Genomic DNA, 12,218 nt, shown 5'->3' on the forward strand with positions numbered 1-12,218 from the left:
TTCCCCTATAGGCTTTTTATTGAATACAATTTTTCTAACCATAAATCCAAAAAATCATGTCTAAAAACCTTCACTTCGACACATTGCAAGTTCATGCTGGTCATGAGCCAGATACTGCTACTAACTCTCGAGCAGTTCCTATCTATCAAACCACCTCCTATGTATTCAATTCAGCAGAACATGGGGCCAATCTTTTTGGTCTAAAGGAATTCGGGAATATTTACACCCGCATCATGAATCCTACTACGGATGTTTTTGAAAAAAGAATAGCGGCATTAGAAGGTGGTGTAGCAGCAGTGGCCACTGGTTCAGGTCAAGCCGCTCAATTTCTAGCTTTGAACAATATCATGGAAGCAGGGGATAATTTCGTATCAAGTCCATTTCTATATGGAGGAACTTTCAATCAATTTAAAGTTTCATTCAAGAGAATCGGTATTGAAGCTAGATTTGCCCAGGGAAAAACACCTGCTGATTTTGAATCACTAATCGATGAGAAAACCAAGGCAATCTATCTGGAGACCATAGGAAATCCTGAATTCAATATTCCTGACTTCGAAGCAATTGCAGCCGTTGCCAAAAAGCACCACATTCCATTGATAGTAGATAATACCTTTGGTGCAGGAGGATATCTTTGTCAGCCTATCGCTCATGGAGCAAATATTGTCACTTCCTCAGCTACCAAATGGATAGGTGGACATGGTACTTCTATCGGTGGAATTATTGTAGATGGAGGGAACTTCAACTGGGGTAACGGTAAATTCAAACAATTTTCTGAGCCATCTGAAGGCTATCATGGCTTGAATTTCTGGGAGGTTTTTGGAGAGAATAACCCATTGGGACTTCCAAATATTGCCTTTGCCATACGCGCAAGAGTAGAAGGACTTCGAGATTTTGGCCCTGCTATCAGCCCTTTCAATTCCTTCTTGCTACTCCAAGGAATAGAAACGCTGTCACTAAGAATGCAGAAAACAGTGGAAAACACCTTGGCTCTGGCACAGTGGCTAGAAGCTCACCCTTCTGTGCAAAAAGTAAATTACCCAGGATTGACTTCCTCACCATACCATGATTTGGCTAAGAAATACCTGAGAAATGGATTTGGAGGAGTGTTGAGCTTTGAGCTGAAAGGCGATAAAGACCAAGCTTCAACTTTGATAAATAATCTGGAATTGATTTCTCATTTGGCAAATGTAGGTGATGCCAAAACGCTAATTATCCAGCCAGCAGCCACTACCCACCAGCAGCTTTCAGATGAGGAGCAACTAGCCGCCGGTGTCACTCCCACCCAATTGAGAATCTCCTGTGGCATAGAACACATCGAAGATATTAAGTCGGATTTGCAACAAGCATTCGATAAAATCTAAGTTTATAAATGAACCTTAAAAGTCAATACGCTGCGTTTACTATGTCCCAGGATACCTTTCACTCTAGTACACCGTTGCATCTGGAATCTGGAGAAGTACTTTCTGAAATTGATATTGCTTACACCAGCTATGGTCAACTTAATTCAGATAAATCCAACGTGGTCTGGGTGATTCATGCGCTTACAGGAGATTCTAATGCATCAGAATGGTGGAATGGTCTAATCGGAGAAGATAAATTCTTTAACCCTGCAAATCATTTTATTATCTGTGCTAACCTACTTGGCTCATGTTATGGCTCTACGCAGCCTTTCAGCGAGAATCCTAAGACGGGGGAGCCTTATTATTACGATTTCCCCCAGCTGACCAGCAGGGATATGGCTGCCGGACTTGAGCGGTTGAGGGTTCATTTGAAAATAGACAGTATCCATAGCTTGATCGGTGGTTCTCTAGGAGGACAGGTTGGTCTGGAATGGGCCTACCTGTTGGGCACTAAACTGAAAAATGCCATTATTTTAGCATCCACTGCCAAAACATCTCCTTGGGTAATAGGCTTCAATGAAACTCAGCGAATGGCAATCGAATCTGATTGCACCTGGGGTGAATGTCATGAATTGGCCGGACAAAAAGGACTAGAAACAGCCAGGGCAATAGCAATGCTCACCTATAGACATCCATTGGATATTAAAGCCAAGCAAGTGGATCCTGAGGGAATAGTGGATAATTATCGTGCCTCTTCCTACTTACGCTACCAAGGCAAAAAATTGGCGAGTAGATTTAATGCACTCTCCTATTGGACACTCAGCAAAACGATGGATTCTCATGATTTGGGGAGAAATCGCGGGAATTTAGATGACGCATTAGGAAAAATAGAAGCAAATGTACTGGCAATTGGAGTAGGTACGGACTTACTGTTCCTCCCAGAAGAATCTCAATATATCAGCCAAAAAGTGAAAAAAGGAACGTATAAAGAAATCACATCAACAGCTGGACACGATGCTTTTCTGATTGAATTTGAGCAGCTTTCCAATATTCTAAAGTCGTTTTACTTACAACAAAAGAGCTAGCAGACTATTAAATACTCCAGTAAAAAAATAAGGCAGAAATTTCTGCCTTATTTTTTTACCCTATTCCATTCCACAGTCCGACTCACCCAGGAGTCACCTAAGTATCCTTTGATCTCCAAAATATCTTTCTTTTTTAGCTGCAATTCACAGGCATAGCTTATGCCAGATTGTGGATCATAGATTTTGCCATCAGACCAAATTCCATCTCTAAATTTTAACCCTTCCAATATAGTAAGTCCCATCAGCGGGCGGTTTCTTAGGCTAATATCCGAATTCACCAGATCTGTAAATGTTGCCGGATCATCATCTTCTTGCTGGATCCAGATGATTTTACCAATCATCTCATTCTCATTCTCCATAATCTCAATCTGAGCTGTTTTATCAGGATTGAACCAAACGCCTTTGATCTTAGAATTAGATTGTGCGAGTAGATTTTCAGTACCAATTAAGATCATGAAAATGCATATATAAGTAAATTGACGAGTTTCCATAAAAAATAAGTTTTGTAAATTTATAATTGACTTAGATTTCATTATATCCAAATAAGCCCTAAAATCATACCCACTAATTCATGCATTCCAGTATTACGTTTACTGATACTACACTTCACTTACTACCTGAGAAGGCAATTTGGATTGCGAAAAGTGCTACTTTATTTATAGCTGACTTGCATTTTGGCAAAGCAGCACATTTCCGTAAATCTGGAATCCCTATTCCAGAATCCATACATCATCATGATTTAGAGACAATTACAGTATTAATAAAAAGGTATTCCCCCATCGATTTTTATATTTTAGGTGACTTGTTTCATAGTGATTGGAATGAACAATGGGAATCTTTAAACGCTTTCTTGTCAGACTTTAATCAGGTCCAATTTCACCTGGTCAAAGGAAATCATGATGTACTGCCTCCCTTGGCTTATAGTCAATCCTTATTTCAAATTCATGAAAACCCAGTCGATCTGGGGAATTTGTTTCTCAGTCATGAACCAGCGGAGCAGGTGCCTGAAGGAAAATTAAATCTCTGTGGGCACATCCATCCGGGTGTCCGCTTGCATGGAAAAGGACGTCAAGCGATACGGATCTCTTGTTTTCATCTTAGCGAAAACCAACTGATTCTTCCGGCTTTTGGCTGTTTTACTGGACTCTCTATAATTAAGCGAAAAACCAAAGACCAAATCTTTGGAATAAGTGGAGAAATGGTCATTGAAATCCTTTATCAGGAATAGATTGGCAATATCCTTGGGGAAGGTTACTTTTGAGCAGAAATCTTAAGCTATGGCCAACTATCCACGCAAGAAAAAGACCCTAGGACACTTCAAATTCGGAAGTGTACTATTCAGTACTACCCTATCACTTTTTATAGTGGGTCTCTTCGGAGTGATCTTGATCCAGGCAAAAACTCTGACGAGTATGATCCGTGAGAATATCGAGGTACAGGTATTCTTGGAAAAAACCCTGGAACAAAAAGACCTCGATGCAATTCATGACAACCTTTCCAAGCGATCATTTATCCTACAAAAAGGAGATACACTGAATCTAAAGTTTGTATCAGATGAGGAAGCAGCTTCTACTTTTATAGAGAGTACTGGGGAAGACTTCACTAAATTCCTGGAAGACAATCCACTTCGCGACAGTTTTGTATTGACAATAGCGGAAGAATTTCAAACTTCAGAGCAATTGGAAGCGATCGTAGCCGAAATCCAGACAATCCCGGGGGTATTTGAAGTTTCTTACATGACCGACCTGGTGGATTCAATCAACAAGAATTTACTCAAAGTAAGTTTAGTCTTAGGCGGGTTTATTTTGATTTTGATCATTACCGTAGTCATGTTGATCAATAATACCATACGTCTGGCCTTGTTCTCTCAGCGTTTTCTTATCCGGTCTATGCAGCTCGTCGGTGCTACCAGAGGATTTATCAGAAAACCATTTCTTTCCAGAGCATTCTTGTTTGGAATGATGGCAGGTGCTTTTGCGTCAGTGATTCTCTTCGCGTTGGTGAAATATACTCAGGCGAATATTGAAGGATTTGCAATGCTTCAAAATCAGCAATTGTTGTTGTTTCTTTTTGGTATTCTGATTTCAGTGGGCGGAATTCTGTCTGTACTAAGTACCTTGCGAGCTGTGAACAAGTATTTAAATATGTCTTTGGACGAACTTTATTAATATAATGAGCAAATCATCTTTCCCCTTTTCCCGCAAAAACTACAAGCTGATGTTCATCGGTATTGGGTTAATAATATTAGGATTCATACTAATCGGAATGGATAACCAACCGCACGGAAATGGCGTGCTGGGGTTGACTATTGGTCCTATCGTAACTTTGGCTGGGTTTTTTTTCCAATTTTACGCAATTTTTGCTAAGTCTGAGCCCAATTCATAATTCATTATTTGCGCTAGTTGATTTCTGATTCCCTAGCCTTTTTATCCAAAAAAAATGCAGGAAGAGCCTTACGGAGAAGTTTTTTTAATCAACAAACCGCTAGAATGGACATCTTTTGATGTAGTAAAAAAAGTCCGAAATACCCTTCGGATCAAAAAAGTAGGACATGCCGGTACACTTGATCCTTTAGCCACTGGATTACTTATCGTTTGCGCAGGAAAAATGACCAAGCAAATTGACTCTTTCATGGGGCAGGAGAAGGAATACACCGGGACTTTTGTAATTGGAGCTACTACAGATTCTTTTGATTTGGAACAACCCATTGTACCTGTTTCTGATCCATCAAATATTACTATAGAACAAGTAAAAGTTGCTGTGGCCGAACTTACAGGTGATATTCTGCAAATTCCCCCTATGCACTCTGCCATTAAAGTCGATGGAAAACGGGTCTATGAATCTGCCAGAAAGGGCAAGGAAGTAAAAATGGATCCACGTCCTGTGACCGTGAGTGAATTTGAAATCACCAAGTTTGATAACCCAACTGTAGAGTTTAGAATCGTTTGTTCTAAAGGTACTTATATCCGCAGTCTGGCTAGAGACCTAGGAGAAAAACTGACTGTGGGAGCTTTTATGAGTTCGCTTTGCAGAACAAGAATTGGTAATTTCAAACTCTCAGAAGCACACGAGCTTTTATCTTTAGTAGAAGANTAGGAGAAAAACTGACTGTGGGAGCTTTTATGAGTTCGCTTTGCAGAACAAGAATTGGTAATTTCAAACTCTCAGAAGCACACGAGCTTTTATCTTTAGTAGAAGAAATCAAAGCAAGAACCAATGAAAATCTATGAAGGCCTAAGTGATTTTCCCAAACTATCCAATGCCGTGGTCACCAGCGGTACATTTGATGGAGTGCATCTTGGGCATCAGAAAATACTTCATCGAATCCGGGAATTAGCTCGCTCTATTAATGGGGAGACCGTTCTTATTACTTTTTGGCCTCATCCTAGGTTGGTGCTCTATCCAGATGAGCATAACCTGAGACTTTTAAGCACCTTTGAGGAGAAGGCTAAGCTACTTCGGCAATTTGGCATCGACCACTTGGTCACTATTCCCTTCACTATGGAATTCTCCCAACTTACCTCCAAAGAATTTATCGAGTCAGTATTGGTAGATAAAATTCAAACCAAAAAACTGGTCATAGGCTATGATCATCGTTTTGGTAAAAATCGTGAAGGAAGTTTTGAATATCTGCAAGCACATCATGAAGAATATGGCTTTGGACTGGAGGAAATTTCCCGGCAGGATGTAGAAGACATAGGTGTATCCAGCACCAAAATCCGCCATGCACTAGAGACAAGCGACATTCCTACAGCCATAAATTATTTGGGCCGTCCTTATGAATTAAACGGATTAGTAATCAAAGGTCAGCAGATCGGTCGATCTATCGGCTTCCCTACAGCCAATATCCATATACCCAACAATTACAAACTTATCCCCAAAGATGGCGTTTACGCAGTAGAAGCTTTGGTGAATGGCGCACTTTACAAAGCTATGTTGAACATAGGAAATCGACCAACGGTCAATGGAACCCAGAAAACTGTAGAAGCCAATTTATTTGATTTTCAAGGAGATTTGTATGATAAACAGATCACTATTTATATTAAAGCATTCCTTCGTGAGGAGAGAAAATTTGATGGTTTGGTAGCCTTGAAAGAACAACTTTTTATTGACCAGAAGAATGCCAAAAACTTGCTATAAACCCATATTATATGATCAACAAAACTGTAAATAATGCCCGTGAGGCAGTAGCAGACATCCCCAGCAATTGCATGCTGATGATGGGAGGCTTTGGCTTGTGCGGCATTCCCGAGAATTGCATTTCTGCACTCTTAGAAAGAGACATTTCTGGCTTGACCATCGTGTCAAACAATGCCGGAGTGGACGATTTTGGTATTGGCCTGCTGCTTAGAAAACGAATGGTCAAAAAGATGATTTCTAGCTATGTAGGAGAAAATGCAGAGTTTGAAAGACAATTGCTGAGCGGAGAACTTGAGGTGGACTTGATTCCACAGGGAACACTTGCTGAGCGTGTACGTGCAGGAGGAGCTGGTATTCCCGCTTTTTTCACTCCTGCCGGAGTTGGTACAGAGGTGGCTGAGGGAAAGGAAATCCGGGAATTTGATGGAAAATTGTATCTTCTGGAAAGATGCCTTAAAGCTGATTTCTCTATCGTGAAAGCATGGAAGGGCGATACAGCCGGCAATCTGATATTCAAAGGTACAGCTCGCAACTTCAATCCAATAATGGCTACTGCGGGTAGAATTTGTATTGCCGAAGTGGAAGAATTGGTTCCTGCCGGTGAACTCAATCCAAACGAGATACACACCCCCGGAATCTATGTACAGCGTATTTTTCAAGGAAAAGACTACGAAAAGAGAATAGAGCAGAGAACAGTCTCTAACTAGGTAAACTATTTAGGTTCTCCATCTCATCTTTTTCCATTGACTTCAAAACCAAACCCAAAATGCTTACAAAAGATCAAATAGCCCAGAGAATAGCCAAAGAGGTAAAGAATGGGCAATACATAAATTTAGGAATAGGGATTCCCACCTTAGTTGCCAATTACATTCCTGATGAGCTGGAAGTTGTGCTCCAATCGGAAAATGGCTTGCTGGGAATTGGCCCCTTCCCCACCGAGGATCAACTAGACCCGGATCTGATCAATGCCGGGAAGCAAACTGTGACTATGGCGAAAGGATCGGTTCTATTCAACTCTGCTGACTCCTTCGCAATGATTCGGGGTGGACATGTACACTTGACTATTCTCGGGGCAATGGAAGTTTCAGAAAATGGAGATATCTCTAACTGGAAAATCCCTGGCAAAATGGTCAAAGGAATGGGAGGAGCGATGGATCTGGTAGCTTCGGCAGATAATATCATCGTGGCCATGCAGCATTGCTCTCGATCAGGAGAATCCAAACTTCTGCCGGAGTGCTCCCTTCCCATCACCGGAATCCGCTGCGTGAAGAAAATAGTCACTGATCTAGCCGTGCTAGAAATCTCCCAAGCCGGAGGATTTATACTCCTAGAAAGAGCTCCTGGAGTATCGGTAGCCGATATCAAAGCCAAGACCGCAGGCAAACTGATCATAGAAGGTGAAATTCCTGAAATGATTTTTGCTTAATACATAGCAAAAATGAACTCAGGCAATGCTCATGAAGTTAACCTGGTTAATTTTGCAAAATCACTCAAGGTTCTAATGGGATCAACTTATAACATATGAAATCGAGCATGATGCAAGCAACACACGGAAGGATTACTATCCGTTATGCGAGATTTCATCCCGTTTCCTTCCTCACGGGACAGGTTATGACCTTTGAAAGAAAAATATAAATACATGAAAAACTCAGAAATCAAATTCCAAGTCGATTTAGATGAAAATAGCTTTCCAAAAACAATCAAGTGGGATGCTTCAGATAAAGAAGGAGCAGGCCTGGAAGATACCAAAAGCATCAGCCTAAATGTCTGGGACAATCAAAATCATAGTACACTTCGTATCGACCTTTGGACTGAAGAAATGTCGGTGGTAGAAATGAAGCGATTTTACATTGATATTTTGGGTGGAATGGCACAGACGATCCTAAACAGCACAGCGGATGAGTATATGTCTGAAGAGATCAAAGAGCTATGCGATAGATTGGTGACGCATGTGAATGAAGAAAACAAAGCAGGGTAAAGAACGTTTGCTCATTGAGAAACAGCCTGGCGAAAGCTGGGCTTTTTGCTTTTATCCTCCCCGATTAAAATAATCATGGTTTTTTGAATTGTCAACAAAACAGGAAGTTGGCCTATGGATTTTCAATAAAGACATCAAATAATTTTAAATATTTAAGTGAATCCCTCTGTTGCTGACTAACCCCATGTTTCGGATATTGCAATACTTATAATATTTTGAGGATAAAAAGTCAATAATTCGATTTTTAAGCTAATTTTCGCGTATTACTTAATGGATTTTCACCCGAAATTCAATAAACCTAAATATTAAATAAAATGGCCTATGAGCAATTTTATAATCAAAATCAGAGCCTCAGTGTTTTTACTAACACTCCTGATTTCCCTCACTTCAGGTAGAGTTATTGGCCAAACAACTATTGCTGGTACAGTGACCGATGCAGACTCCAAAGAGACCCTAGTTGGTGTCAATATTTTGGTAAAAGGAAAGGTGATCGGAACAATATCCGATCTCACTGGTAGGTACTCTCTAAATGTCAATCAGGAGCCACCTTTATCGTTAGTATTTTCAATGGTAGGCTACAATACCCAAGAAGTGCTGATAAACACTAGTCAGACATCATTGAATATACAACTTGTAGAAACTGCCATTCTGGGACAAGAAGTCGTCGTCTCTGCATCGAGAGTGGAAGAAAGTGTATTACAATCTCCTGTGTCTGTAGAGAAAATGGATATCATCGCTATTCGGGATGCTCCACAAGCAAGTTTCTATGATGCGATTAATAACATGAAAGGCGTGGAAATGAGTACGCAATCCCTCCTGTTCAAGTCCTTCAATACCCGTGGATTCAATGCAAATGGTAACGTGAGAACAGTTCAGCTGATTGATGGCATGGATAATCAAGCCCCAGGTTTGAATTTTTCGATTGGCAATATTGTAGGCATTTCAGAACTTGATCTCGAAAGTGTAGAGTTACTACCGGGTGCTTCTTCTGCACTCTATGGCCCCAATGCCATCAATGGTATTTTGCTGATGAACTCCAAAAGCCCATTCCTTTATCAAGGACTTTCGGCCAGTGTAAAAACAGGCATCATGGATGAAAGTGGTAGATCCAAAGCTGCCACCGGGTTTTATAATTTCAGTGCCAGATATGCCAAAGCCATTAGTGACAAGTTTGCCTTCAAGGTGAACTTTGAATACTTAACAGCAGATGATTGGCAGGCAAATGACTTCCGTGATCAATCTCTTCTGAATGGCTCTACTATTAAAACTGGAACCACTTTCAATAACCCCGCCTATAATGGAGTGAATAGTTACGGTGATGAAACCAACGTAAATATGCTATCTGTAGCGCAAGCTATGGTGAATGCTGGATTTCTGCCAGCGGCTGCACTTCCCTTGATTCCAAGCACCTCTGTTTCTAGAACAGGATACCTAGAAAGAGATATAGCTGATTATGGCACTAAGTCGATTAAATTAAACGCAGCTCTTCATTATAGAATCAATGATAATATAGAAGCAGTACTTCAAGGTAATCTTGGTTTTGGTACCACTGTTTATACAGGAGCAGATAGGTATTCTCTGAAGGATTTTACCATGGGACAATACAAAGCTGAATTGAGAGCTTCCAATTGGTATATGAGAGCCTATACCACCCAAGAGAGATCAGGTGATGCTTTTGCCGTCGGAACAGCCGCCCAAGGAATAAATGAAGCTTGGAAAGCAAGTTCACGGTGGTTTCCGGAATACGTAGGTGCTTATGCACAAGCGATTGGAGGAGGACTTCCTGCAGATCAGGCACACTTAGCTGCTAGGGAATTCGCAGATCAAGGAAGGTATATGCCTGGAACTTCTGAATTCCAAAATGCTCTGAATGCTGTTTCTTCTAGACCTATTCCCGGAGATCAAAATGGTGTTGGGGCTAGGTTTGTTGACAGCAGTAACTTATATCACTTCGAAGGATCTTACAATTTCTCAGAGCAAATCAAATTTGCTGAGTTTGTAGTAGGTGCTAATTATAGAATTTATGACCTGAATTCAAACGGGACAATTTTTGCCCTTGACGAAAACGGCGATGAGTTCAACATCAAGGAATACGGTGGGTATATTCAGGGCTCTAAGAAGTTTTTTAGTGATAAATTCAAACTGACAGCTTCTGCTCGCTATGATAAAAATGAGAACTTTGCAGGACAGTGGTCTCCACGAGTATCCGGAGTATTTACCGAAGGAAACCACAACTTCAGAGCTTCCTACCAGACAGGATTCCGGATTCCGACCAACCAAGATCAGTACATAGATCTGAATACACCACAAGCCCGTTTGATAGGAGGATTGCCTTTCTTTGCAGATCGTTACAATCTGAATTCAAACCCAAGTTACACACTCGCTAATGTTTCCAGTTATGGTGGTGCAGTTCAGCAATCAACTCAAGATCCGGCTATTCAAGCGCAAGCTCTAGCAATAGTACAGCAGCAAATAGCTGCCGGATTGATAGATCCTTCTGAAGCACCTGCAGCAGTGGCCCAAACAGTTGGCTTTTTAGCTGCAGCAGCAAATATTAGTCAACTGCAGCCCTATCCGGTCAAAGAATTCAAACCAGAGCGGGTGAAATCTTTCGAAGTGGGATACAAAGGGATTTGGAGACAAAATCTGTTGGTAGATGCCTATGCATATTTCAATAGATTTGAAAATTTCAATGGTAATCAAGTATTAGTTCAGGACGCTACTGATGCAGGACTAGCAGGTCCCAATCCAATCACCGGCTTAAACCTAATCGGAGCAATAGCAAATGCAAGGAATATCTACTCCATGCCTGTGAATAGAACTGAGATTATCAAATCCTGGGGCTGGGCTGCTAGTCTGGATTACAGACTGCCGAAAGGATATACTATCGGAGGAAACATTTCTTATAATACACTCTCCAACTTGGATGAGTTAGCAGAGACGGGTTTCCAGCCTAGTTTCAATACTCCTGAGTATCGTTACGTTTTGAATTTCGCCAACAGAGAGGTTGTAGATAATCTTGGATTTGCGGTAGCATACAGATGGCAAGGGGAATTTGCATGGCAATCTTCTTTTGTAAATCCTGCTGTTTCCACTCAACAGTTATCGGTAATTCCTGCTTACGGAACATTAGATGCTCAAGTGAGCTATAAATTAAAAAGCATCAAGTCAATTTTAAAAGTAGGTGGTTCTAACCTATTCAGCAAAGGCTACACCCAGGCTTGGGGTAACCCAACCGTGGGAACCATGTACTTTGTAAGTTTGACATTTGATGAGTTCTTAAATTAGTAATTAGTACAACCAAATCTACCCATAGAGCTATCCCAAAACCGGGATGGCTCTTTTTGTTTGAGCTCATGAATTGCATTATACCACTAGCTCTAAATGGCAAATGCAGGATAGTGATCTTGCGAGCTGCTACATTTTCCAATCACTAGTTAGCAAGTAGACCCAACTCACTTCAAAAATTTAGAAAGGACAGAAGTAGCGCTTTATGGAAAAAAACTTCTCATAGACCGCAGTGTTTATTTTGCTGAATCAAGTTCTTACAGATTCAATTAAACCCGGATTATGCATTAGAATAATTAAAAGGGGGGCTTAGATTCTGAATTTGGGAGAAGATGCCATCCATCCAGGGTCTTTTTTTGACTGGTAAAGAGATTTTCAAGACCTGTT

The 12,218-nt window shown here is 40.8% G+C and carries 12 protein-coding genes; 11 read left to right on the plus strand and 1 reads right to left on the minus strand.

Annotated features, from left to right (window positions below):
- The first annotated feature begins 56 nt into the window (after positions 1 to 56).
- Positions 57 to 1,361, plus strand: a complete 1,305-nt coding sequence (locus tag U3A58_RS16855) for an O-acetylhomoserine aminocarboxypropyltransferase/cysteine synthase family protein (RefSeq protein ID WP_323825380.1) — start codon at positions 57 to 59, stop codon at positions 1,359 to 1,361.
- 8 nt (positions 1,362 to 1,369) lie between these two features.
- Positions 1,370 to 2,425: a homoserine O-acetyltransferase family protein gene (locus U3A58_RS16860; RefSeq protein ID WP_323825382.1), complete on the plus strand. Its 1,056-nt coding sequence runs from the start codon at positions 1,370 to 1,372 to the stop codon at positions 2,423 to 2,425.
- 47 nt (positions 2,426 to 2,472) lie between these two features.
- On the opposite strand, the gene U3A58_RS16865 is transcribed toward U3A58_RS16860, so the two are convergent.
- Positions 2,473 to 2,916 (minus strand): DUF2147 domain-containing protein, encoded by a 444-nt coding sequence (locus U3A58_RS16865; RefSeq protein ID WP_323825384.1) that lies wholly within the window; start codon positions 2,914 to 2,916, stop codon positions 2,473 to 2,475.
- Positions 2,917 to 2,996: 80 nt separating this feature from the next.
- Between U3A58_RS16865 and pdeM the strand changes: the two genes are divergently transcribed.
- The 9 genes from pdeM to U3A58_RS16910 all read left to right on the plus strand — a co-directional run bounded on the left by pdeM (position 2,997) and on the right by U3A58_RS16910 (position 11,831).
- The gene (gene pdeM / locus U3A58_RS16870) at positions 2,997 to 3,653 is read left to right on the plus strand and encodes a ligase-associated DNA damage response endonuclease PdeM (protein WP_323825386.1); all 657 of its coding nucleotides are present in this window, start codon (positions 2,997 to 2,999) and stop codon (positions 3,651 to 3,653) included.
- A 49-nt stretch (positions 3,654 to 3,702) separates the two neighbouring features.
- The gene (locus U3A58_RS16875) at positions 3,703 to 4,593 is read left to right on the plus strand and encodes a cell division protein FtsX (RefSeq protein ID WP_323825388.1); all 891 of its coding nucleotides are present in this window, start codon (positions 3,703 to 3,705) and stop codon (positions 4,591 to 4,593) included.
- A 4-nt stretch (positions 4,594 to 4,597) separates the two neighbouring features.
- Positions 4,598 to 4,810 (plus strand): DUF3098 domain-containing protein, encoded by a 213-nt coding sequence (locus U3A58_RS16880; RefSeq protein ID WP_323825390.1) that lies wholly within the window; start codon positions 4,598 to 4,600, stop codon positions 4,808 to 4,810.
- Between the two features lie 54 nt (positions 4,811 to 4,864).
- Complete coding sequence (gene truB / locus U3A58_RS16885) at positions 4,865 to 5,521, plus strand: tRNA pseudouridine(55) synthase TruB (RefSeq protein WP_323825392.1); 657 nt, start codon at positions 4,865 to 4,867, stop codon at positions 5,519 to 5,521.
- Positions 5,522 to 5,641: 120 nt separating this feature from the next.
- Complete coding sequence (locus U3A58_RS16890) at positions 5,642 to 6,565, plus strand: bifunctional riboflavin kinase/FAD synthetase (RefSeq protein ID WP_323825394.1); 924 nt, start codon at positions 5,642 to 5,644, stop codon at positions 6,563 to 6,565.
- 11 nt (positions 6,566 to 6,576) lie between these two features.
- Entirely contained in the window at positions 6,577 to 7,272 is a 696-nt protein-coding gene (locus U3A58_RS16895; RefSeq protein WP_323825396.1) for a CoA transferase subunit A, read from the plus strand.
- Between the two features lie 59 nt (positions 7,273 to 7,331).
- Entirely contained in the window at positions 7,332 to 7,991 is a 660-nt protein-coding gene (locus U3A58_RS16900) for a 3-oxoacid CoA-transferase subunit B (RefSeq protein ID WP_323825398.1), read from the plus strand.
- 213 nt (positions 7,992 to 8,204) lie between these two features.
- The gene (gldC, locus tag U3A58_RS16905; RefSeq protein WP_323825400.1) at positions 8,205 to 8,543 is read left to right on the plus strand and encodes a gliding motility protein GldC; all 339 of its coding nucleotides are present in this window, start codon (positions 8,205 to 8,207) and stop codon (positions 8,541 to 8,543) included.
- Positions 8,544 to 8,864: 321 nt separating this feature from the next.
- Positions 8,865 to 11,831, plus strand: a complete 2,967-nt coding sequence (locus U3A58_RS16910) for a TonB-dependent receptor domain-containing protein (protein ID WP_323825402.1) — start codon at positions 8,865 to 8,867, stop codon at positions 11,829 to 11,831.
- Positions 11,832 to 12,218: the final 387 nt, after the last annotated feature.

It is taken from the genome of Algoriphagus persicinus, assembly GCF_035156415.1.
Classification (GTDB): Bacteria; Bacteroidota; Bacteroidia; order Cytophagales; family Cyclobacteriaceae; genus Algoriphagus; species Algoriphagus persicinus.